The sequence below is a fragment of the Streptomyces sp. NBC_01306 genome (assembly GCF_026340465.1).
Classification (GTDB): Bacteria; Actinomycetota; Actinomycetes; order Streptomycetales; family Streptomycetaceae; genus Streptomyces.
The window spans coordinates 7,325,522-7,348,460 of record NZ_JAPEPC010000001.1 but is presented as its reverse complement, the minus strand read 5'-3'; the positions used below and the strand labels follow the sequence as shown (position 1 = coordinate 7,348,460).

At 71.0% G+C, this 22,939-nt stretch carries 18 protein-coding genes; 2 read left to right on the top strand and 16 right to left on the bottom strand.

Going from position 1 to position 22,939, the window contains the following annotated elements; translation table 11 throughout:
• Positions 1-23: 23 nt before the first annotated feature.
• The 7 genes from OG385_RS32520 to hsaA all read right to left on the bottom strand — a co-directional run bounded on the left by OG385_RS32520 (position 24) and on the right by hsaA (position 10,923).
• Positions 24-2,246 carry a LamG domain-containing protein gene (locus tag OG385_RS32520; RefSeq protein WP_266860295.1) on the bottom strand — a complete coding sequence of 741 codons (2,223 nt, stop codon included), beginning with the start codon at positions 2,244-2,246 and terminating at the stop codon, positions 24-26.
• Between the two features lie 296 nt (positions 2,247-2,542).
• Positions 2,543-5,419 carry a PDZ domain-containing protein gene (locus OG385_RS32515; RefSeq protein ID WP_266860293.1) on the bottom strand — a complete coding sequence of 959 codons (2,877 nt, stop codon included), beginning with the start codon at positions 5,417-5,419 and terminating at the stop codon, positions 2,543-2,545.
• 259 nt (positions 5,420-5,678) lie between these two features.
• A complete protein-coding gene (locus OG385_RS32510) occupies positions 5,679-7,364 on the bottom strand; it encodes an FAD-dependent oxidoreductase (RefSeq protein WP_266860291.1) in 1,686 nt (561 codons plus the stop codon).
• A gap of 124 nt (positions 7,365-7,488) precedes the next feature.
• Positions 7,489-7,989, bottom strand: a complete 501-nt coding sequence (locus OG385_RS32505) for a flavin reductase family protein (RefSeq protein WP_266860290.1) — start codon at positions 7,987-7,989, stop codon at positions 7,489-7,491.
• Positions 7,977-8,870, bottom strand: coding sequence for a VOC family protein (locus tag OG385_RS32500; RefSeq protein ID WP_266860288.1), 894 nt, complete (start codon positions 8,868-8,870; stop codon positions 7,977-7,979). The genes OG385_RS32505 and OG385_RS32500 overlap by 13 nt, the downstream gene beginning before the upstream one ends.
• Before the next feature lie 14 nt (positions 8,871-8,884).
• Positions 8,885-9,745 carry a 4,5:9,10-diseco-3-hydroxy-5,9,17-trioxoandrosta-1(10),2-diene-4-oate hydrolase gene (gene hsaD, locus OG385_RS32495; RefSeq protein ID WP_266860286.1) on the bottom strand — a complete coding sequence of 287 codons (861 nt, stop codon included), beginning with the start codon at positions 9,743-9,745 and terminating at the stop codon, positions 8,885-8,887.
• Positions 9,742-10,923 carry a 3-hydroxy-9,10-secoandrosta-1,3,5(10)-triene-9,17-dione monooxygenase oxygenase subunit gene (gene hsaA / locus OG385_RS32490; RefSeq protein ID WP_266860284.1) on the bottom strand — a complete coding sequence of 394 codons (1,182 nt, stop codon included), beginning with the start codon at positions 10,921-10,923 and terminating at the stop codon, positions 9,742-9,744. The genes hsaD and hsaA overlap by 4 nt, the downstream gene beginning before the upstream one ends.
• A gap of 103 nt (positions 10,924-11,026) precedes the next feature.
• On the opposite strand from hsaA, the gene OG385_RS32485 reads away from it, so the two are divergent.
• On the top strand, positions 11,027-11,890 hold the full coding sequence (locus OG385_RS32485; RefSeq protein WP_266860283.1) for an IclR family transcriptional regulator: 864 nt from the start codon (positions 11,027-11,029) through the stop codon (positions 11,888-11,890).
• Positions 11,891-11,984: 94 nt separating this feature from the next.
• On the opposite strand, the gene OG385_RS32480 is transcribed toward OG385_RS32485, so the two are convergent.
• From OG385_RS32480 to OG385_RS32455, 6 genes are read right to left on the bottom strand one after another with little or no spacing between them, the layout of a single operon-like run.
• Positions 11,985-13,037 carry a ferredoxin--NADP reductase gene (locus OG385_RS32480; RefSeq protein WP_266860282.1) on the bottom strand — a complete coding sequence of 351 codons (1,053 nt, stop codon included), beginning with the start codon at positions 13,035-13,037 and terminating at the stop codon, positions 11,985-11,987.
• Positions 13,030-13,230, bottom strand: coding sequence for a hypothetical protein (locus tag OG385_RS32475; RefSeq protein WP_266860281.1), 201 nt, complete (start codon positions 13,228-13,230; stop codon positions 13,030-13,032). The genes OG385_RS32480 and OG385_RS32475 overlap by 8 nt, the downstream gene beginning before the upstream one ends.
• A gap of 1 nt (position 13,231) precedes the next feature.
• Complete coding sequence (locus tag OG385_RS32470; RefSeq protein ID WP_266860280.1) at positions 13,232-14,368, bottom strand: Rieske 2Fe-2S domain-containing protein; 1,137 nt, start codon at positions 14,366-14,368, stop codon at positions 13,232-13,234.
• Positions 14,369-14,424: 56 nt separating this feature from the next.
• Positions 14,425-15,447: a 4-hydroxy-2-oxovalerate aldolase gene (gene dmpG, locus OG385_RS32465; RefSeq protein WP_266860278.1), complete on the bottom strand. Its 1,023-nt coding sequence runs from the start codon at positions 15,445-15,447 to the stop codon at positions 14,425-14,427.
• 10 nt (positions 15,448-15,457) lie between these two features.
• The gene (locus tag OG385_RS32460) at positions 15,458-16,369 is read right to left on the bottom strand and encodes an acetaldehyde dehydrogenase (acetylating) (RefSeq protein WP_266861303.1); all 912 of its coding nucleotides are present in this window, start codon (positions 16,367-16,369) and stop codon (positions 15,458-15,460) included.
• Positions 16,370-16,376: 7 nt separating this feature from the next.
• Entirely contained in the window at positions 16,377-17,159 is a 783-nt protein-coding gene (locus tag OG385_RS32455) for a 2-keto-4-pentenoate hydratase (protein ID WP_266860276.1), read from the bottom strand.
• A gap of 750 nt (positions 17,160-17,909) precedes the next feature.
• Between OG385_RS32455 and OG385_RS32450 the strand changes: the two genes are divergently transcribed.
• Entirely contained in the window at positions 17,910-18,869 is a 960-nt protein-coding gene (locus tag OG385_RS32450; protein ID WP_266860274.1) for a tyrosine-protein phosphatase, read from the top strand.
• Between the two features lie 42 nt (positions 18,870-18,911).
• Here the strand turns inward: OG385_RS32450 and OG385_RS32445 are convergent, their stop codons facing one another.
• From OG385_RS32445 to OG385_RS32435, 3 genes are all read right to left on the bottom strand, one after another.
• Complete coding sequence (locus tag OG385_RS32445; RefSeq protein WP_266860273.1) at positions 18,912-20,078, bottom strand: acyl-CoA dehydrogenase family protein; 1,167 nt, start codon at positions 20,076-20,078, stop codon at positions 18,912-18,914.
• Between the two features lie 96 nt (positions 20,079-20,174).
• Positions 20,175-21,269 carry an acyl-CoA dehydrogenase family protein gene (locus OG385_RS32440; protein WP_266860272.1) on the bottom strand — a complete coding sequence of 365 codons (1,095 nt, stop codon included), beginning with the start codon at positions 21,267-21,269 and terminating at the stop codon, positions 20,175-20,177.
• On the bottom strand, positions 21,266-22,882 hold the full coding sequence (locus OG385_RS32435) for a FadD3 family acyl-CoA ligase (RefSeq protein WP_266860271.1): 1,617 nt from the start codon (positions 22,880-22,882) through the stop codon (positions 21,266-21,268). Before OG385_RS32435 ends, OG385_RS32440 begins: the two co-directional genes overlap by 4 nt.
• Positions 22,883-22,939 lie beyond the last annotated feature (57 nt).

Genomic DNA, 22,939 nt, shown 5'->3' with positions numbered 1-22,939 from the left:
GGCGCTCCTTCCGGGCGCGCTCATCAGCCTGCACTCTTTCCCAGCGTGTAGTGGCTCGCGACCCGCGCGGCGCTGAGCACCCCGGGGTAGACGGCCGTCTCGTCCAGGTCCCCCTTGAAGAAGTCGCTCGTGGGCCGCGAGGGCCAGCCGGCCAGTGAGTCGCCGCCCACCCGCCAGTAACCGCTGGAACTCTCGCTCTTCGTCACGGTGTTGCTCTTCAGGAGGTGGCCGTCGACGTAGAGGCGCATACCGGTCGGCCCCTGTGTCGCGACGGCCTGGTGCCAGGTGCCGTCGTTGTACGCCTTGGGGCTCTCCAGCGTCTTGAATCCGCTGCCGCTCACGCCGAACACGAGCTTGCCCGCATTGGTCATGTACACCTGCTTGTCGTACTTCTTGCTGGCGGCCGTCGTGTTGTCGCCGAACCCGATCAGCTTGCCGCCCGCGGTGCTGGTGGTCCTGAACCAGGTCTCCAGGCTGTACTTGGCGGGTGCGGCGTACCGGCGGTCGCTGTATATCCACTGGTTGGTGCCGTTGAACCCGATCGCGGTGGACGGGCCGCCGACCGCTCCCGGGGTCCGGCGCAGCGAGGGGGCGTTGACGTCCACGCCGGAGCGGTTTCCGCTCGACGTGTCCGCCACGAACGGCTGCGCGTGGTCGTCGTAGCGCCAGTACAGCGAGGCACCGTCGCCGATGACCGCCGTCGGGTAGGGCTCCGCCGCGGCCGTCGCGGTGGCGGTGACGGCCGCCGACTTGGCGCTGGTGTTGCCCGCGGCGTCGGATGCGGTGATCCGGTAGCTGTAGCTCTTGCCCTTGGTGACCGAGGTGTCCTTGACGGACACCTGGGGCCGGGCCCACATCAGTGAGTCGGCCTGCACGGTCGCCATGGGCGTGCTGGACCCGTTGCGGTAGACCTTGTACGTCAGCTTCGAGTCGTCCGTGTCGAAGCTGGCGCGCCAGCTGACCTGCACCTGTCCCGGCTTCGCACTGACCGCGGCGCCCACCGGAACGGTCGGAGCGCCCTTGTCGCCGGTGGAGGCGAACCGGGTGAGGCTCTGTGCGGCGGCGCGGTTGACGGTGGTGAACTCGCCGCCCGACCAGAGGTACTGGGTGGAGCCGGAGGCCGCGATGGTCAGTGCGCGGGGGCCGATCCCCTCACCGTTGCCGTCGTTGGTGTCCGGGAACCAGCCGAGCTTGCCGGTACCCGTGGTGGGTTCCGCCAGGAAGTGGTGGCGCGGACCGTTGGGGAACTCGCCGACGCTGGAGCAGTCGTGGGCGTGCGAGGCGCTGTAGAGCACGCCCTTGTACGACTTCACGGACTGGGTGGCGCCCAGGCAGGTGTCACGCCAGCGCTGGTTCAGGCTGCTCGCGTTGAGGGCGATCCGGCCGTCGAACACACCGAAGCCGGTGCCCTCGTTGCCGGTGTAGATCCCGGTGGCGTCCGTGTCGAGCGTCTTGACCACCGAGTTGGTCTCGATGAAGCCCGGGTAGGCCTTCGTCACCTTGCCCGATGTGGCGTCCACCACGGCCAGGGCGTGCGATGTCGTTCCGTTGACCTTGAAGAAGTCGCCGCCGAGCACCGCGTTCTTGCCGTCCGGGGTCAGTGCGAGGGCGCGGCCCGGCTCGTCGGCGTTGGCGGTGAAGGGCAGCACGGCCCCGTCGGACGCCTTGACCGCGGCGAAGCGCTGGCGCTTCTGTCCGCTGACGGTGCCGAAGTCGCCTCCCGCGTACACCGTGTCCTTGGTGACCGTCAGCGCCCGCACGGTGGCGGAGAAGGCGGGCCGGAACGAGGTCCTGGGCTTGCAGGTGGCGATGTCGATGGCCGCCAGCGAGGACACCTTGGTGCCGTTGACCGCGCCGAAGTATCCGCCCGCGTAGAGCGTCTTCTTGTCGGGCGATACCGCCAGGGCTCGCACGGTGGCGGTACCGCTGCCGACCGTGAAGGAGAGTGTGCAGCTGGTGGGCGCGCCGGTGGCGGCGTTGAACGCGGCGAAGTTCACCGCGGACCGCGCCTTGCCGGAGGCACCGGCCGGTGGCCGCAGCGCGGAGAACGTACCGCCCGCGAACACCACGCCGTTGCTCTGGGCGAGCGCCCAGACGATCCCGTTGGTCTGCCAGGTCGGCAGCGCGTCCGCCGTGAACGCCACCGGTGGCGTGATCGCGGACGCCCCGGGTGCCGCGATCACCCCCAGACCGGCCGTGGCGAACGACATGGCGAGAGCGACCGACAGCGTTCTCGATCTCTGCATGAACCCCCCAGAAGAAGAACCGGGCTCCGTCCGCGGAACGGCGGAACATCCGGAATACGACAGCTCGGACCGCAATACGACAGCTCGGAGAGGAGCAGGCGGATCACCCCGCCTCGATCTCGCGGATCGCCCCGCCCCAACCCCCCTGTATCCCACCGTACTTGCCGAAAGGCCGTCGTACCCGCCACTCCCCCTGTGTGGCCGGAACCCGGAAACCCGGAACACAGAGCCGCCGGCCGGACCTGTTCGGTCCGGCCGGCGGCGCGGGGATGTGCGGGGCTGAGCGGGCCGATACGTCAGCTCCGCACGGTGAAGCCGTCCACGATCATGTACTGCCCGCTCTTCATTGTCCCGGTGAGGGTGTGCACCCCGGCCGGGAGTCCGCTGACCGAGTAGAGCTTCTGCTGGTACTGGCGGGAGCCGCTGGTGGCGTCCACGGTCTCCCGGTGGACCCCGTCGACGGCGATGTCGATCGTTCCCTCGTCCGCGTTCAGCTCGGTGAGGAAGTCGGCTCCGGTGCCGTTGAAGGTGAAGGTGAAGGAGTCGCCGGTGGCGGTGGTGGCGTCGATGTCGTTCTGGTACGAGCCCTGGCCGCCGGCCTTGGCGCCGCGCCAGCCCCAGCCGCTTCCGGTGTAGGTCACGCCCGCGGTGTTGTTGTACTGCTGTGGGTCGGTGGGCTTGACGAGGCCGACCGTGGTGGCGGCCTGCGCACGCCAGACGCTCAGGGTGACGGTGCTCCCGGGGGCGAGCCTGTTGTAGACGGTCCAGAAGCTGTCGCGGTCCGTCACACCGGTCCCGTTCACGGACCGGATCACGTCTAGGGGGCGCAGACCCTGCCCGTAGGCGTAGGAGGTGGCAGGAACGCTCTGGAGGTAGAGCCCGTTGAAGTCGCCCAGTCCGACGGCCGACTGGGTGGCCTTGTCGTAGACCTGGCGGGCGGTGGCGCCCATCAGCGGCTCGGGCTGGGTCTCGATCACCGTGTCCGGGTCGGGTGCGGCCGGCCAGCCGACCGCCGGGGGTGTCGCTTCGCCCGGCCTTCCGGTGCCGAACCGGTTCATCGGGAAGTCGGTGAATCCCAGTGCCTTCGCGGGTGAGTCCGCGGCCGGTGTGTAGTCCGTCATACCGGGCGAGTCCCACGGTGAGCCCCCGGCGAAGCGGGGATCCGCGGTGACCGAGTGGGTGTCCAGATGACTGGTGCTCCAGACGGCGGGCAGGGCGACTGGCCGGCCGTTGTCCCAGAACAGGTTGTTGTCTGCGGCGTACTTGGCGGCGGCGGGGTCGCTGCCGGTGAGTGAGTAGGGCGAGTCCGCAAGGATGATGTTCTTCGTGATGGCGTCGCCGTTGTCGCGGTGCGAGATCTGCTCGTAGACCGATCCGCCCACGACGATGTTGTTGGTGACCGTCCGCTTGAATCCGTCGCGCAGCTTGATTCCGGCGCCGAGCAGCAGGTTGTTCTTGACGATGTAGTTGCTCGATCCGTCGTCCAGGTCGATGGCCCATTCGCTGTTGTGCCAGATCCGGTTGTTGCTGATCGTGATCGGCCGGACGACGTCGAGCAGCGAGTAGCTCTTCTGCAGGGCGTCGGACTCCGCGCTGGGGTTGATGCTGGGCCCGGCGATGGGCCAGTAACGGTCCCGGCCCCAGGCGTTGACCGGCCCGTGGTCCGACGTCTCCTTCACGCAGTCGAAGATGTCGTTGTACTGGATCCGGTGCCCGCCCCAGGTGCCGTCGTTGACGTTGACACAGGACCGTGGACTGCCGTGGATGGTGTTGTGGGCGACGGTGACGCGGCTGCTCATCGAGATGTTTACACCGGCGCTCTGTTTCTCGAACCGGCCCATGTCGGCCATGCTGTTGTCGCTGACGTCGATGTCGCGCGGGTAGTCGTCGGTCCTCGGACCGGGGGTCAGGTCCGTGGGCGGATCGACCATGTGCGCCCAGGTCGACGGGTTCCGGACGGCCCTGGTGGAGCCCACCACCTGTACGTCGCTCGCGCCGGATCCGGTGAAGGTGTTGCCGGTGACGGCGTCGTCCTTGTTGTAGCCGTCGATGAAGACCCCGTTGCCGCCGACCTGGGCGAAGGAGGAGCGGGAGACGGTGATGTTCCTGGCGTTCTTGATGTGGACGGCACCGGCCCGCGCCACCGCCCAGTCGCCGAGCTGCAGCGGCTCGTACGGGGTGTCGAAGAGGGTCCGGTGCGTGGCGGTGTAGGTGAACCCGTCGAACGTGAGGTCATGGACGGGGCGGGAGGCCGACGTGCCCTCGACCCGGACGAGTTCGTCCAGCTCCGCGGTGTCCACCGTGGTCTTCGACAGATCGGTGCCGGCCGGCGGGATCATGTAGAGCTTGCCGGTGTTCTGGTCGTAGAACCACTCGCCGGGCGCGTCGAGTTCCTCGAACACACCCTCCGCGACGACGTGCGCGGTGTCCACGTCGCCGCCCCGGTTGTTGTCGCCGACCCACTTGAGCTTCAGGCCGGAGTCGTCGCGCCCGGTGATCGTGTAGTCGTTGCCGCCCCAGTCGGATGAGTGCAGTCCGCGGATGTCGCCGGTGGACGGGTTCTTCCACCGCGCCGACCGGGCGTTGAGGGTGGCCATGGTGGTGGAGCCGTTGAGTACGGCGGTGTCCGGGTCGAAGTTCGGGTAGCGGGCCAGGACTTGCCGGGTGCCGCCCACGAACAGCCCGTCGATCTTCCGGTGCGCGCCGATGTCCGCCACCCGGATCGCGCTGTTGTCCCGGTCGGTGGTCCAGGCGGCCGTCACCCGGCGGCCGCCGCTGAGCACGGCCCGCTCGCCGGGGTACGAGGAGTAGGTCACCGGGGCGGACGCGCTGCCCGAGTCTGCGGCGCCGAACTTCAGGGTGGCCGCGAGGTGGTAGGTACCGCCGCGTACCCACACATGGACCGGGTGCCCCGCCCTGGACGCCTTCCTCGCGGAGACCTGCGCGGCCGCCAGGGTCAGCAGGGGCCTGCGGGTGGAGTCCCCGGAGTTCCGGTCACTGCCGGTCGCCGATACGTAGATGTTCCGGCCCGCCGGGGCGTGGGCCGCAGCCGCGGTGCCTGCGGTGAGCGCGGGCGCCGCGCCCACGGTCACGGCGGCGAGGACCGCCACCGTCGCGAGCCGCCGTTTCGGGGCGGCTCTGCCTCCTGGTCTGTCGTCCGAACTGCGGTGCACGTCTGACTCCCTGACACGGTAGGGGCGAGCTGCCCAGCAGATATGTCTGCCACCAACGAGCTTTCATCGGATGTATCGATGAATTCAACGAACGGGCGGAACTCTGCTATCTGGCTCAGCCAGGTGTCAAGGGGTCCGACACAGGGTCAGCAGCCATGCACGGCGACCCAGTTGTCCGATGTATCAGCGGCGGGGGCGAACGCCGGAGGGGGCGGTCATGTCGACCGCCCCCTCCGGTGGCTTCCCGTACAGCGAGGCACTACTGGCGTTCGCTCTTGAGCTCTCGCGCGATGTCCCCCACGGCCGCCCAGCTGAATGCCATGGCGGGGCCGATGGTCGCCCCGGGCCCGGGATAGGTCTCGCCCATCACCGCGGCGGACACATTGCCCGACGCGTACAGCCCCTTGATGGCGGTGCCGTCCTCGCGCAGCACCCGCGCGGACCCGTCGGCCACCAGGCCGCCCTTGGTGCCGATGTCCCCGGGGTGGACGGGGATGGCGTAGTACGGCGCCTTCTCCAGCGGGGCCAGGTTGGGATTGAGCAGCGTCGGGTCGCCGTAGTACCGGTCGTAGACGCTCTCGCCGCGCTGGAAGTCCTCATCACGGCCCGCCCGCGCGAAGCCGTTGAACCGGTCGATGGTGGCGCCGAGTTGCTCCGGCGCCGCGCCGATCCGGGCGGCCAGTTCGGGCAGGGTCCGCGCCTTCTTGACGAAGCCGCTCGCCAGCCACTTCTTCGGGAAGGGCTGGCCCGGGAAGAGACCCATGAAGATGTAGCGCGCCTTGGCCCGGCCGTCCATGATCAGCCAGGACGGCACGGTGGAGGCGTCCGGCCGGTCCTTGGCGTACATCTCGTCGACGAACTGGTGGTACGGGGCAGCCTCGTTGGCGTACCGCTCCCCCGCGCCGTTGACGATGACCATGCCGGGGATGCCCCGGTCGGCGACCAGGAAGAACGGCTTCTCGTCCGGGCCCGGCGGTACGACGGACGGGGCGCCCCACACCTTGTCGAGCAGGTCCGTCGCGGCGCCCGCCTCGACGCCGAGCCGCAGCGCGTCACCGGTCTGCCCGTCCGATGCCGAGGTCCAGGCCGTCGAGGTGGGCGCGGGCAGGTACTTCTCACGCAGCTGCTGGTCGTGCGAGAAGCCGCCGGAGGCGAGGACCACGCCGCCGTGCGCCCGGATCGTGACGGGCGTGCCGTTGCGCTCGGCGCGTACGCCGGTGATCCGGCCGTCCTCCTCCACCAGGCCGGTGAGCGGGGTGGACAGCCACAGCACGCCGCCGAGTGCGTCGAGCGACTGGCGCATCCGGGCGATCAGCGCCTGGCCGAGTGCGATCGGCTTCGCACCCCTGGCCAGCGCCCCGACCGCCTGCAGACCGACCTTCACCGATGTCTTCCGGCCCTCCCAGGTGCGGGCGACCATGTTGAGGAAGCGGAAGTCGTACGAGGTGATGGTGAGCCCGTAGGTGGGCAGACCGGCCGGGCGCATGGTGGCGCGGCGGTCGGGCGGGAGCTTCTTGAAGTCGAAGACCAGCGGCTCGATGGAGCGGCCCTGCGGGTAGCCGCCGAGCGCCTCCGGGAAGTAGTCGGAGTAGCCGGGGGTGTAGGCGAATCTGACCGTGGTGCGGTCGTGGAACTCGCGGACCATGCGCGGGCCGTGCTCCAGGTAGGCGTCCTTGCGTTCGGCGGGCACCCGGTCGCCGACGGTCGCGTCGAGGTAGGCGCGCGCCTTGGCAGGGGTGTCGCCGAGGCCCGCGGCGTCCAGATGGAAGTTGCCCGGTACCCAGATCGCGCCGCCCGACAGGGCGGTGGAGCCGCCGTACAGCTCCGTCTTCTCGATCACCAGGGCGGTCAGGCCGCGCAGCCGCGCGGTGATGGCCGCCGCGAATCCGGCGGCGCCGGATCCGACGACGACCACGTCGTAACTGTGGTCCCAGCGGGTGTTCATGGGGCGGTCCTCTCCGGCCGGGCGCCGTTCGGCGCCGGCGCCCGGTCACGTTTCACGGCTGTGGCCAGCGGCGGGCGGGGGCGGCTGCCGGGCCGCCCCGCGCCGCCGCAGCGCACGCCGGGGTTCATCGGAAGTCGCCTGCCGCGTAGGCGCTGCCGAAGTAGAGCAGCGGTGATCCGTCCGGCCTGGCGGCGAGTTCGAGTACCTGGCCGGTGACGACGAGGTGGTCGCCCGCCTCCTGGACGTCGTACAGCGCGCAGTCCACGGTGGCCAGTGCGCCGTCGATCCGTACGGTGCCGTGCTCCGACACCGTCCAGCCGACGCCGTCGAACTTGTCGCCCCCGCGTCCGCCGAGCGCTGCGCAGACCTCGCGTTGCTCCTCGGCGAGGACGCTGACGGTGAATCGTCCGGTGCGCGCGACATGCGGCCAGCTGGTCGACGACTTGCCGACGCAGAGCATGACCAGCGGCGGGTCGAGGGAGAGCGAGGCGAAGGACTGGCAGGCGAGGCCCACCGGCCTGCCGTCGCTGTCGGCGGACGCGACGACCGTGATGCCGCTCGCGAACCGGCCGAGCACCTCCCGGAAGGCGGCCGGGGCGACCGGTGCCTCCGTCAGCCGTTCCACTTGTGGCCCCAGAAGCTGTCGGCGGTCATCTCCTTGGCGACCCAGGTGCTGTCGTCGACGAGGCGGCCCTCGGTGCCGTACTCGACCTGGAAGCCGCCGGGGGCCTGCGCGTAGAAGGACACCATCAGGTCGTTGGTGTGCCGGCCGAGGGTGGACGCGACGGGGATGCCGGCCTCGTGGATGCGGTCGAGCCCGCGGCCCACGTCGTCGAGCGTGGCCACCTCGACCATGAAGTGCACGATGCCGGGCTCCATCAGGCCCGGGTACAGGCCCAGGCTGTGGTGGCGGGGGTTGCACCCCATGAAGTGCATCCAGTGGAAGTCGCGGTCGGCGGCGGCGCCGGGCACGATGGCGGCGGGCAGCCGCATCGAGTCGCGCAGTGTGAAGCCGAGGAGCCCTTCGTAGAAGTCGTACGCCTCCTCCATGGCGGGGGCGGGCAGCACGACGTGGCCCAGGCCCAGATCACCGGTGACGAAGCGGTTGCCGTACGGGGTGACGGCCGGGCTGTGGTCCTGTGCCTGGCCCCAGAAGATCTCCAGCTGGTTGCCGGCCGGGTCCTGGCAGTGGAACATGCCCTGCACCCGCCGGTCGGCGAGCTCGTCGGGCTTGGCGTCCTCGACCTCGACCCCGGCCGCCGTGAGTTCCGTGCGGGCGACGGCGAGAGCCGCGGCGTCACGTACCTCCCAGCCGGCGGCGAGGAGCCGGTCGGTGGCGCCGCGCACGACGGTGATGCGGTGCGCGCGGTCGTCGAGTCGCAGCCGCAGGGTGTCCTCGGTCGATCCCGGCGCCTCGATCATGCCGAGGACGTCGAGCGTGAAGGCACGCCACTCATCGAACCTGGCGGTTTCCAGACGCAGATAGCCCAGTGCGCGAATATCCATGAACCTGGTGCCTCTCAGTGCGTGAAGAAGTCGACGGCGAGCCGGTTGAACTCGTCGGCCTGTTCGGTCTGCGCCCAGTGGCCGCAGTGCGGGAACACATGGAGCCGGGCGTCGGGGATCGCCTTGAGCGCCACCAGTGCCCCGTCGAGCGGGTTGGCCCGGTCCTCGCGGCCCCAGGTGAGCAGCACGGGTGCGGTGATGCGGTGGGCCTCGCGCCACAGCATGGTGTCCTGCTGCCAGGCCGGGTTGGCGAAGGAGGCCGCCATCCGTGCGCTGCCGACCTTGGTGCTGGGATCGATGGCCTGGGCCCAGCGCTCCTCGATCAGCTCGTCGGTGACGATGGCCGGGTCGTAGGCGAGTGTGGTGAGGAAGGTGCGCAGCTGGTCCTTGGTCGGCTCGGCGGCCGCGCTGAACTCGAAGAGCCGCTTGATGCCTTCGGTGGGGTCGGCGGCGAAGAGGTTGAGGGAGATCCCGCCGGGCCCCATCAGAAGGAGCTTGTCCACCTTGTCCGGGTGGTTGAGCGCCATCCGTGTGGAGGTGCCGCCGCCGAGCGAGTTGCCGATGAAGTGGGCCCGGGATATGCCCAGTTCGTCCATCAGGGCGGCCACGGCGTCCGCGCTGAAGCTGAAGAAGTCCTTGTCGAGTTCGGGCTTGTCGGAGGCTCCGAAGCAGGGCTGGTCGACGAGGAGGGTACGGAAGTGCTCGGCGAAGACCGGCAGGTTGCCGCCGAAGTTGGACCAGCCGGAGGCGCCGGGGCCGCCGCCGTGCAGCATGATCACGACGGGTGCGCCGGCGTCGGCCGGTCCCGCCTCGTGGTAGTGCAGGGTGAGTCCGCCGGCCTTGACGGTGCGGGAGGTGGAGTCGTGGTCGATCACAGCATCGTGTCCTGGGTTTCGAGGCCGAGGGCTCCGCGGCCGAAGAGGACGAGCGCGCGCTCGGGGTCGTTGGCGGCGTGGCCGCGGGCGTTGTGGGCGTCGCGCCAGGCGCGCTGGATCGCGTTGTCGCCGGTGCGCATGGCGCTGCCGCCTGCGTTCTCCATCAGCAGGTCGACGGCGGCGACCGCGCGCTCGGTGGCGAGCACCTGGTCACGGCGGGTGCGGGTGCGCAGCGCGGTCGGGAGCTCCTCACCGCGTTCGGCACACTCGTACAGGTCCGAGATGTTCCGGACGAGCTGTAGCCAGGAGGCGTCGATGTCGCTGGCGGCGCGGGCGATGCGCACCTGTGCGAAGGGGTCCTCGGCGACCTGCTGCCCGTACGAGACGCGGATCCGCTCGCGGGTGGCGGCGACGTAGCTGTCGTACGCGCCTTCGGCGATGCCGATCACCGGGGTGGAGATGGTGGTGGTGAAGACCGAGGCGTACGGCAGGCGGTAGAGCGGTTCGGGGTTGTGCTCCTGCCCGGGGGACTGCAGGGCGGTGACCGGTCCGAAGCTGAGGGCGCGGTGGTCGGGGACGTAGGCGTCCTCGATGATGATGTCGTTGCTGCCGCTGCCGCGGAGTCCGACGGTGTCCCAGACGTCGTCGATGCGGTAGTCGGTGCGCGGCACCAGGAAGGTGCGCATGTCGACGGGCTTGCCGTCGGCGTCGTTGATGATGCCGCCGAGCAGCGCCCAGTCGGCGTGGTCGCAGCCGGATGAGAAGCGCCAGCGCCCGGAGATCCGGAAGCCGTCACCCTCGGCGGTGGGGGTGACCTTGCCGGTCGGGGCGTACGAGGAGCAGATGCGGACCCGGTTGTCCTGGCCCCACACCTCCTCCTGGGCGCGCTGGTCGTACAGCCCGACGTGCCAGGGGTGGACGCCGACGACGGAGGCGACCCAGCCGGTGGACCCGCAGGCCCTGGCGATCTCTCTGACGGCGCTGTAGAAGACTGCGGGGTGTGCGGCGTAACCGCCGTACGCCTTGGGCTGGAGGAGCCGGAAGAAGCCGGTATCGGCGAGTTCCTTGATGGAAGTGTCCGGCACGCGGCGCAGCGCCTCGGTCTCGGCGGCGCGCTCGCGCAGGGTCGGGGCAAGGGCCCGCACGGCGGCGAGAACCTCGTCGGCACTCATGCGCATCCCCTCTCGGTCGTCCTGGTTGGGTGCGAGGAACCTACGCTTTTACTATTCCGAAACGAAATACCTTCTTCCCGCTGAGCGGGAACCGTGGAAGCCTCACGACATGGCAGAGCAGCCACCCTCACTGTTGGAGAAAGCCGCGCTGGTACTGGGTGCCTTCGAGGGCCCGGCGCCCCGGCTGACGCTGACCGAAGTGATCCACCGCTCGGGACTTCCGCGCTCGTCGGTGCACCGCATACTCGATCAGCTCGTACGTCTGCGCTGGCTGGACCGGGAGGGCCGGGACTACCGGCTCGGGATGCGGATGCTGGAGCTCGGCGCTCTGGCCTCGCACCACAACCGGCTGCGCAGAGCGGCCCTGCCGCATCTGCACGCGCTGCACGAGTCCACCGGGCATGTGGCGCACCTCGCGGTGCTCGACGGGCCCGAGGTGGTGTATCTGGAGCGCATCGGCGGGGCTCAGGACGGGAGCGTGCCCTCTCGGGTGGGCGGCCGGCAGCCGGCGTACTGCACGGGGACGGGCAAGGCGATCCTCGCGTTCAGCGAGGACGCGCTCGTGGCCGAGACGGTACGGGCGGGGCTGCGGCCGCGCACGGCCCGCACGATCACCCGCCCGGTGGCGTTCCGTGAGGAGCTGCGGCGGATCCGGGAGCGGGGTGTGGCCTTCGACGTCGAGGAGGCGTTCCGGGGGGTGTCGTGTGTGGCGGCGCCGCTGCGGGGCTCGGGACGGGCGATCGCCTCGGTGTCGATCTGCGGCAATGGCACGCACCGCGAGCTGGAGCGGCTGGCCCCCGTGGTGCTGGCCACGTCCCGCGCGGTGTGGCGCTCGCTCTTCGGACCGGGACGCGCGGAGGCCCGGACGCGGATGCCCGGGAACCCCGCCCCCGCCCCGGCGGTGACCTCGCCCATCGACCCGGTGGAGATGGACAACATGATGTCGTGGATGCGGTTCGTCGACTGGATGTGAGGCGTGGCCCCCGGCGGATCGGGGGCCCAGGGGCGGGGGCGCGGGGCGGGCCGGAGGACCGGCCGGTCCCGCGTGGCGGGACAGCGGGGGCGGGTCAGGAGTAGCTGATGCTGATCCGCTCGCTGACCGGCAGCGCCTGGCAGGCCAGGATGTAGCCCTCCGCGCGGTCCTCGTCGTCCAGGACGTCGTCGTGGGCCACCGAGACCTCGCCTTCGAGGACCCGGCAGGCGCAGGCGGCGCAGGCGCCCTCCCGGCAGGAGAACGGGGCGTCGATTCCCGCCGCGAGCAGGGCGTCGAGCAGGGGGGTGGTGGCGCCCCAGGCCACCCGGTGGGTCTCACCGTCCAGCTCGACCACCGCCTCGGAGCCTTCGCCCGCCGGCCCGGCGGGCTCCACGGGCCCGGCCGGGGCCGTGCCGAAGACGTCCCCGCTGAGGGAGAAGAACCGTTCCCGGTGGATGGCGGCGGGGGCGGCCCCCGCCGCGCGCAGGGCTGCGTCCACCGCGTCCATGAAGGGCGCGGGACCGCAGAGGTACGCGTGGTGGCCGGCGTAGGGCTCCAGGAGTCCGGTGAGCCGCTCCGCGGCAGGCAGGCCGTCCAGCGTCTCCAGCCAGTGCAGGACGACGAGCCGCCGCGGATAGTCTTCGGCGAGTTCCCGGAGTTCGTCCCGGAAGATCACCGAGGTCGCGTCGCGGTTGGCGTACAGGAGCACGACGCGGCCCTGACCCCTGTCCAGGGCCGCCTTGGCGAGCGAGATCACCGGGGTGATGCCGCTGCCCGCGGCCGCCAGCAGCAGATCGCCGTCCAGCGGGCCCGAGCCGAAGGTGCCGGCCGGTGCCAGCACCTCCAGTTCGTCGCCCTCGCCGATGTGGTCGCAGAGCCAGTTGGAGCCGTGGCCGCCCGCCACCCGCTTCACCGTGATCTTCATCGGTTCGCCGGAGTGCGGGGAGCTGGCGAGGGAGTAGCACCGTGCGGCCACTCCCCCGTCAGGACCCGGCAGTCTCAGCGTCAGGAACTGGCCCGGCCGGTAGGCGAGTGCACCGTCGGCCGGGTCCAGTACGAAGGAGCGCGCGTCCGCCGTCTCGGCCACCACGGCGGTGACCCGGACCCGGTGCGTCCGGGCCACCGGCACCTGGGGCAGCTCAGGCATCGGCCACCGCCAGCCGCCCGTCGCCGACGGCCCGGTCGATGCTGTCGCGCAGGGCGGCGCAGGTGCGCATCGGGTCCCGGTACTCGTCGCAGACCTCCGCCGCGTCGGCCGTCCACTGCACTGAGGTGTGGGCCATGCTGAACTTCTCGCACAGGACCTGGTTGCCGCAGGCCGCGCACTCGACCGGTGTCATGTCAGCCCTCGCTCCGGTGTCGGGCCACGTTCTCGTCGACCTCGCGCTGCCATGCCTCGGTGGCACGGGCGGTGTCGATCTCGAACTCGAAGCGCTGTGTCATCTCGTCCTTGACGTCGCCGGCGTTCACATAGAACTGCTCGTACCAGCGGCGCAGTTGGTAGACCGGACCGTCCTCCTCCGAGAGGAGGGGGTTGTCGATGCGGGTCTTGTTCTTCCAGATGTGGACGTCCTGCTCGAAGCCGACGGCCAGCCCGTCCGACGTGAGCCGCGCGGCCTCCGCCGCCTGCTCGTCCGTCATGCCGGGCATCTTCTTGACGATCGCCCCGTACATCAGCATGAAGCTGTCCGAGTCGATCGGGTAGTGGCAGTTGATCAGCACGCTCTCCATGTCCACGTCCGCGCCGACGTCGCTCCACATGTAGTCGATCATGTAGGAGGGGCCGTGGTACGAGGCGTCGGAGCGGAGCACGCCCTCGGTGCTGAGGGTGCCGAGGTCGACGTCGCCGCGGGGCGAACTCTCCATGTACTGGGTGGCGGTGTGGCCCTCGAAGACGTTCTTGAAGTACGTCGGGAAGCAGTAGTGCACGTAGAAGAAGTGCGCCATGTCGACGACGTTGTCCACGATCTCCCGGCAGTTGGAGTTCTCCACCCGCAGGGCGTTCCAGCTCCAGTCGCTCCACTCGTCGCTGAAGGCCCCTTCGATGCGCGGGACGGTGACGCCGGGCGGCGGCGGGTTCCCCTCGGGGTCGTTCCAGACGAAGAGCTGCTTGTTCTCCTCGACGGCGGTCCAGGCCCGGGTGCGGGCCCGCGGCGGCACCCGGCGCGCGTAGGGGATCCCCGCGCAGCGGCCGTTGCCCGACCAGCGCCAGTCGTGGAAGGGGCAGGCGACGGCGTCGCCCTTGACCGTGCCCTGGGCGAGGTTGCCGCCCATGTGCGGGCAGTACGCGTTGAGGACGTGCAGCTCGCCGTCGTCCTGGCCCTGGAAGACCACGAGCCGGGTGCCGAACGCCTCGATCTCGTGCGGCTCCCCGTCCTTGAAGGAGTCGGCGAGGCCGAGGCAGTGCCAGCCCCGCGCGAAGCGGGTGGGCGGCGCTGCCGCCTCGATCACGCGGACTTCTTCGCTTGCTGCGGTCATCTTGTGCCTCCTTGGTGGTGGTGACGCGTCGGGGCGGGCTCCGCGGGGCGCTGCGGTCAGCGGCCGGCCGAGAGTTCGAGCGCGATGTCGATGAGCTGGTCCTCCTGGCCGCCGACCAGCCTCCGCTCGCCCGCGCGCAGCAGGATCTCGGCGCCGGACACTCCGTACCGTTCGGCCTGGCGGTAGGCGTGCTTGAGGAAGCTGGAGTAGACCCCCGCGTGCCCCATCAGCAGGGCGAGGCGGTCGAGCCGGCACTCGTCGTCCATCACGGGGCGTACGGCGTCCTCGGCCGCGTCGATGATCTTGAGTACGTCGATGCCGGTGCGGATGCCCATCTTGGCGCAGACGGCGACGAGTGCCTCCACGGCGGTGTTGCCCGCTCCGGCGCCGAGCCGCCGTGTCGAGCCGTCGATCTGGAGCGCTCCGGCCTGTATCGCGGCGATCGAGTTGCCGGTGCCGAGTGCGAGGTTCTCGTGGCCGTGGAAGCCGACCTGTGCGTCGTCGCCCAGTTCGGCGACGAGGGCGGCGACCCGGTCGGTCACGTCGTCCATGACCATGGCGCCGGCCGAGTCGACCACGTACACGCACTGGCAGCCCGCGTCGGCCATGATGCGGCCCTGCCTGGCCAGTGCCTCGGGGGTGGTGGAGTGCGCCATCATCAGGAACCCGACGGTCTCCAGGCCCATCTCGCGGGCCAGCCCGAAGTGCTGGATGGAGATGTCCGCCTCGGTGCAGTGCGTGGCGATGCGGCAGATGGCGGCGCCGTTGCCGTGGGCGGCGCGGATGTCGTCCTTGACGCCGAGCCCGGGAAGCATCAGGAAGGCGATGCGGGCCTGCTTCGCCGTCTCCACCGCGGTCTTGATGAGGTCCTGTTCGGGGGTGTTGGAGAAGCCGTAGTTGAAGGACGATCCGCCGAGTCCGTCGCCGTGCGTGACCTCGATGACCGGGACCCCGGCGCCGTCGAGTGCGGTGACGATCGACCGTACGTGCTCCACGGTGAACTGGTGGCGCATGGCATGCGATCCGTCACGCAGGGAGGAGTCGGTGACGCGGATGTCGAGCGTGTCCGAGTAGGGCATCTGGTACTCCTCAGAGGCCGGGGGCGAGGAGCGCCTTGGCGAACTCCTCGCCGACCTTGGTGGCGGCGGCGGTCATGATGTCGAGGTTTCCGGCGTACGGCGGGAGATAGTCGCCCGCGCCCTCCACCTCCAGGAAGACCGCGACGCGGGCCATGCCGCCGCTCTCCGGGGTGGGGTCGTCGAACTGCGGCTCGGAGCGCAGCCGGTAGCCCGGCACGTACGAGGCGACGTCCTCGGCGACCTGCTTGATGGAGAGAGCGATGGCGTCGCGGTCGGCGTCCTCGGGGATGGCGCAGAAGACGGTGTCGCGCATCATCACGGGCGGGTCGGCCGGGTTCAGGATGATGATGGCCTTGCCGTGGTCCGCGCCGCCGATGTCCTCGATTCCACGGGCGGTGGTCCGGGTGAACTCGTCGATGTTGGCGCGGGTCCCCGGTCCTGCCGATACGGAGGACACGGACGCCACGATCTCGGCGTACCGGACGGGGACGATCCGCGAGACGGCGTACACCATGGGGATGGTGGCCTGGCCGCCGCACGTGATCATGTTGACGTTCGGCTGGTCGAGATGGGCGCGCAGGTTCGCGGGCGGTACGACGGCCGGGCCGACCGCGGCCGGGGTGAGGTCGATGGCGCGGATGCCGAGTTCGGCATAGCGCGGGGCGTTGGCCCGGTGCACGGCGGCGGAGGTCGCCTCGAAGACGAGGTCGGGCCGCTCGTCCCCGTCGAGCAGCGCTCCGACTCCGTCGGGGCTGGCCTCGATCCCGGCGGCGCGGGCACGGGCGAGCCCCTCGCTGGCCGGATCGACACCGATCATCCAGCGGGGCTCGATGTACGGGGACCGCTGGAGTTTGTACATCAGGTCGGTCCCGATGTTGCCGGAGCCGACGATGGCGGCGGTCGCCTTGGTCCTGTTGGTCATCATCACCTCAGATGAAGGAGAGCGAGACCGGGCCGAGCCCGGTGAAATCGGCGGTGTAGGTCTGGCCTGCCTCGACGTCGACGGCCCTGGTGCAGGACCCCGGCAGCACCAGATGGCCCTTCTTCAGCGGGACGCCGAAGCGGGCCACGGTGCGGGCCAGCCAGGCGACGGAGGCGGCGGGGTCGCCGAGTACGGCGTCGCTGCGGCCCGCGGCGATCTGCTCGGGGCCACAGCGCAGTACGGCGTCGATGGCCTTGAGGTCCAGTTCGCGCGGGTCGCGGCCGTCGCCGGTGACGTATCCGGCGGACGAGGCGTTGTCGGCGACGGTGTCGGCGATGGAGATGCGCCAGTCGGCGATCCGGCTGTCGATCAGCTCGATCGCGGGGACGACGCGTTCGGTGGCGGCGAGTACGTCCGCCGTGGTGCAGCCCTCGCCGGGCAGGTCGTCGCCCAGGACGAAGCCGACCTCGACCTCGATACGCGGCGCACAGTAGCGGCCGACGGGGACCGGCCGGTCCTCGGACAGCCTCATGTCGTCCAGGAGGTGGCCGTAGTCGGGCTCGTCGACGCCCATCATGCGCTGCATGACGGGCGAGGAGAGACCGACCTTGTGACCGTGCACGGCGGCCCCGCCGGCGACCCTGCGGCCGATACCGAGCAGCTGGATCTCGTAGGCGTCCTCGGTGCCGATTCCCGGGAACAGCTCGGTCAGCGGGGCGATGGGCCGCCGGTCGCGCTCGGCCGCGCCGAGCGCGTCCGCGGCGGTCTGCCGTTCACTGGCCGTGAGCATGGGCGGTCCTCCGCAAGAGTGGTGGGACTGAAGGGTGGTGGGGCTGGCTGGGGGGTGTAGTGCGACTCGGAGAGTGGTGCAACACGTGGCCCTCACGCGGGTGGTGCCACACGGGTGTGCCACAGGTGATGCGGCACACGTTGTGCAACACAGCGGCCCCACACGGGTACGGGTGGTGCCGCACAGGTGGTGCACCACGGGCAGTGCCACACGAGTGGTGGTACTGCTCGGAGGCTAAGCCGCGGGCCCCGACGCGGCCGAGCTGCGGCTCCCGCTGAGTGGGAAACCCATGCGATCCGGTCGGTGGCGCGGGGCGGCGGGTGTCAGCGGGGCCGCTGGTGTTCATGCAGGCCGGGGCACATGTGACGGCTCTTCGGGAGCTTCGGCCGTCCCGGCCGGGGCGGGGCGGGAGGCGTGCCGCGCGACAACCCCACCGGCAGCACCTCCCCCGCGGAGCGGATCCGCTGCTACCTTCCCGTCCAGCATCCGTCCACCGCACCGGACGGATCAGCGGAGAGGCCTGTTCACCGCCTCCGGGCGGACGCCGGCCACCGCCGCCCGAGCGGGACTTCACCGCTCACCGGGCGCGGCCCCCGGACCGCGGAGCCATGGACGGCCCCGCGCCGTCCGGGGGCCGCTGCCCACAGCGGGGCGCCCGGCCGCACTGCCCTCCGCGGCCGCACCGCACCGCTCCGGTCCCCGGCCGGACTCCTCACGTCACCCCGCCCACACCCTCTGGGAGTTGTTCCGATGCGCCGTACCCGAAACCCGGCCCGAAGCCGGGCCGTGGCCCGCGTCGCCACCGCCGTGCTCAGCACGGCGCTGGCGCTCACCGGGTGTTCCCACACATCCCACCCGTCGCACACCGCGCACCAGGACACCGGCAAAGCCGCCGAAGGCTCGCGGCCGGTGCCACCCGACGCCAGGCACATCGCTCTCAAGGGCGCGGTCAACGTCCGTGACCTGGGCGGATACCGGACCAGTGACGGCAAACAGCTGCGCTACGGGGTCGTGTTCCGCGGTGACGCACTCGGCAAGCTCACCCCGGCGGACCTCGCCGTGACATCGAAGCTCGGGCTGAAGTCGGTCGTCGACTTCCGGCTTCCCGTCGAAGTCAGGACCGACGGCGCCGACCGGCTCCCGAAAGGGGCGTCCGCCATCCCGCTGCCGATCGACGACACCGGACTCTACGAGCGGACGACGGCGGCCATCGGCAGCCGCGACCCGGCCCAGCAGCAGAAGGCGCTGGGCGACGGCAAGGGGGCGCAGACGATGCAGCGGATCTACCGCACGTTCGTCACCGAAGCGGGGGCGCGCCACCAGTTCGCCAAGGTGCTGGACACCATCGCCGACGGCAAGAGGCTGCCGCTGCTCTTCCACTGCACGTCCGGCAAGGACCGTACGGGCTGGATGAGTTACGTCCTGCTGCGCGCGGTGGGCGTGCCGGCCCGCACGGCCGAGGCGGACTATCTGCTCTCCAACGACATCCGCAAAACCGCCGACGAGAAGACCCGCGAAGGTCTGAAGAAATCGGGGGTCATGAAGGACCCCCAGCTGATCGTTCCGCTGCAGGAGGTCCGCAAGGACTATCTCGGTGCAGCGCTCACCGAGGCGGACCACCGGTACGGCAGTTTCGACGCCTATCTCTCGAAGGGTCTGGGCCTGGATGCCGGGACGCTGCACAAGCTCCGTACGAGGCTGCTGAAGTAGCGACCGCCCCGCCGGGTCCCGGCGCCCGGCACCCCGCCGCCGTCAGGCCCTCGCTTCCTTCGGCAGGCCGAGGACCCGCTCCGCGATGATGTTGCGCTGGATCTCGTTCGAACCGGCGTAGATCGTGTCGGCGCGGGAGAAGAGGAACAGCCGCTGCCAGTCGTCCAGGTCGTACGGCGCCCCGTCCGCCAGCATCCCGCCGGCGCCGCAGACGTCCATCGCCAGTTCGCCGAGCTCCCGGTGCCAGGTCGCCCAGTAGATCTTGCTGATGGAGGCCTCGGGCCCGGGAGCTCCGGCTGCCGCGCCGTCGAGCATCCGCAGCGCGTTGAACCGGATGATCTCCAGACCGGTCCAGGCCCGGGCGAGCCGGTCGCGGACGAGAGGGTCGTCGGCGGCGCCGTTGCGGCGCGCGAGAGCGATCAGCGCTTCCAGCTCACGCCGGAATCCGACCTGCTGGCCGAGGGTGGAGACGCCGCGCTCGAAGCCGAGGGTGGCCATGGCCACCTTCCAGCCGTCGCCCGGTACGCCGACGACATTCTCCGCGCCGGTGCGGGCCCCGTCGAAGAAGACCTCGTTGAATTCGCTGGTGCCCGTCAGCTGGGCGATGGGCCGGACCTCCACCCCCGGCTGGTCCATGGGCACCAGCAGGTAGGAGAGCCCCTCGTGCCGGCGCGTGCCCCGGCCGGTGCGGGCGACCAGGAAGCACCACTGGGACTCATGGGCCAGCGAGGTCCAGATCTTCTGCCCGGTGACCGACCAGCCGTCCGCGTCCCGCTCGGCGCGGGTACGTACGTTGGCCAGGTCGGAACCCGCGTCGGGTTCGCTGTAGCCCTGGCACCACAGCTCGTCGACGGATCTGATCCCGGGGAGGAAGCGGGCCCGCTGGGCGTCGGTACCGAAGGCGATGAGGGTGGGGCCGAGGAGCTGTTCGCCGATGTGCCCCACCCGGGCCGGGGCGTCGGCGAGTGCGTACTCCTCGTGGAAGGCGACCTGTTCCTCCAGGGTCGCGCCGCGTCCGCCGTACTCCTGCGGCCAGCCGACGCAGGTCCAGCCCGCGGCGGCCATGTGCCGTTCCCAGACGAGCCGTTCGGCGAAGGCCTCGTGCTCGCGGCCGGGTCCGCCGCGGCCCTTGAGCGCGGCGAACTCTCCGGTGAGCCCGGACCGCAGCCACGTACGGAACTCCGAGCGGAACTTCTCGGTACTGCTCATGAAACCTGCACCTGCCAAACGATCGCTGGGGAGAAGAGGGCCCGCCGCCGGCCGGTGCCGGACCCGTTCGCGGGCGGGCCGGCCGCCGCGCCGGTGTCAGGCAAGGCGCGCCGCACCGGGCGCGCGCGGTCCGACCACCGCTTCGGCGATGCGGTCGCGGTGCCCGGCCGGTGAGCCGAAGAGCTGGGACGAGCCATGGGCCCGCTTGAAGTAGCGGTGGGCGTCGTGCTCCCAGGTGATGCCGATCCCGCCGTGGAGCTGGATCATGTCCCCGGCCACTGCCGAGAACGCCTCGGAGCAGGCGGACTTGGCGACGGCCGCGTACCTGGACAGGTCGGGTGAGCCGCTCGCCGCCGCCCAGGAGGCGCCGAGGGCGGCGGAACGCGCGGACTCGACGCGTACGAACGCGTCGGCGAGCCGGTGCTTCACCGCCTGGAACGAGCCGATCGGCCGGCCGAACTGCACACGGTCCTGCACATGGGCGATGGTGAGTTCGAGGCAGCGTTCCGCCGCGCCGACCTGTTCCGCGGCGAGAGCCGTACAGGCCAGGTCCCGTACGTGTGCGAGGACCCGGTCGCCGTCCACGGCGACGGCGCGGGCCTCGGCCCCGTCGAACCGCAGTGTCGCCTGCGGCCGGGTGAGGTCCATGGTGGTGTGCGCCTCGCGGCTGACGCCGTCGGCCCCGGACGGGACGTGGAACAGCGCGAGCCCGGCTTCGGTACGGGCGGCGACCAGCAGCACATCGGCGCCCTCACCGGCCCCGTCCGGACCGGACCCGTCCAGGACGTGGTCCTTGACCCCGGTGATCCGCCAGCCGCCGGCACCGCGCACCGCACGGGCCCGCACCGCTTCCGGGCGCCATGACCCGTTCTCCGCCCAGGCGAGCGCCCCGGTGGTCCTGCCCTCCGCCAGCGGGGGCAGCAGTCCGGTGTCGCCCGCGGCCAGCAGCGCCTGGGTGGCGAGGACCGCGGAGCCCAGGTACGGGACCGGGGCGAGCGTCCGGCCCAGCTCCTCCATGACCACATGGACCTCGACAGGACCGCACCCCGCTCCGCCGTACTCCTCCGGAACCGCGAGCCCGGCCACTCCGATCTGCCGGGTCAGCGGCCCCCAGGCGGCGGCCCCCTCGTACTTGGCCAGCAACGACCGTACGGCCGTGCGCAGTTCGTGGTGCTCTTCGCCGAATCTCATCGGCTCTCTCCTTCCGGCCGGTCCTTCGCCCCGGCCTCCTTGGCGGCGCGCCGCAGTTCGGCCTTGAGGATCTTGCCGCTGGCGTTCCGCGGCAGCTCCGGCAGGACGTGGAAGCGGCGCGGGACCTTGAAGTTGGCCAGCCGCTCCCGTGTCCATGCGGTCAGTTCGGCAGGGTCGGGGCGCTGTCCGCCCTCGGTGACGAGATAGGCGACGCCGACCTCGCCGAGCCGTTCGTCGGGGGCGCCGACCACCGCGGCCTCACTGATGAGTTCATGGCCACGCAGGACATTCTCGACCTCGGCGGGGTAGGCGTTGAAGCCGCCTACGACGTACATGTCCTTGAGCCGGTCGGTGATCGAGAGGTAGCCGCGTTCGTCGAGTACACCGATGTCGCCGGTGTACAGCCAGCCGTCGCCGTCCAGGATCTGGGCGGTGGCCTCCGGGTCGTCGAGATATCCGAGCATGACCTGGGGGCCGCGTACGGCGATCTCCCCCGCACTGCCCGGGGGCAGCGCGCCGCCGTCCGGGCCGCCGGGGCCGACGATCCGGATCTCGGTTCCCGGCAGCGGCAGGCCGACGGAGTGCGAGACGCTCCACGCGTCGGCGTCGACCGGGCAGACGGCGACGACGCCCATGCACTCGGTGAGCCCGTAGGCCGTGAACACGCCCGGCGCGCCCAGCCGTTCGCGGATCTCGTCGACGAGGGCGACCGGCACGACGGAGGCCCCGGTGCCCGCCAGGCGCAGCGCGGCGAGGTCGTGATCGCCGAGGTGCGGATGGCGGACCAGCCCGTGGAAGACGGTCGGCGGGGCGAGGAGCACGCTGATCCGCTCGCCGGCGATCAGGCGCAGCACCCGGTCCACGTCATAGACCGCCTCGGGGACCATGGCGACGCCGCGCAGCAGGCAGGCGACGAAGCCGGCCTTGTAGCCGAAGGTGTGGAAGAAGGGGTTGACCAGCAGATAGCGGTCGCCGGGGCGCAGGGTGACGGCCCGGGACCAGGCCTCGATTCCGGCGAGTACCTGCCGGTGGGTGCTCATGACGCCCTTGGGGCTGCCGGTGGTGCCCGAGGTGTAGAGGATGTCGGCGAGGTCGTCGGGTCCGACGGCCGCGGCGCGGGCCGCGCGCCGGTCCTCGGAGACGCCCTGTCCGCGCGCGAGGCAGTCCTCCCAGCTCACCGCGGATCCGGTCGCCCCGCCCCGGAGTACGACGACGGATTCGAGAGCGCCGAGGTCCTCTCCGGAGTCGCGCAGCATGGCCACGTAGTCGATGCCGAGGAACCCGCGTTCGGTGAGCAGGGTGCGGGCGCCGCTGCGGCGGATGATGTCGGCGGCCTCGGCTGCTTTGTAGCGGGTGTTGAGGGGAACGAGCACGGCCCCGGCGGAGAGCGCGCCGAGGGCGGCCGTGATCCATTCGCGGCTGTTGGAGGCCCATACCGCCACCCGGTCGCCCGGCTCCAGGCCGTGGGCGATGACGGCGCGTGCCGCGGCGTGGACCGCATCGCCCAGCTGTCCGAAACTCCAGCGGACCTCTCCGTCAGCGAGGGCGTCGGAACTCCCGTACGCGCGGGCCGCGAAGTCCGCCAGCTGCGCGAGGGTGGTGGGTGGTGGCACCTGGTGTGCGCTGATGATGACCCTCCCTACTTGACGTGCGAGCGTGGCCGGTATCCA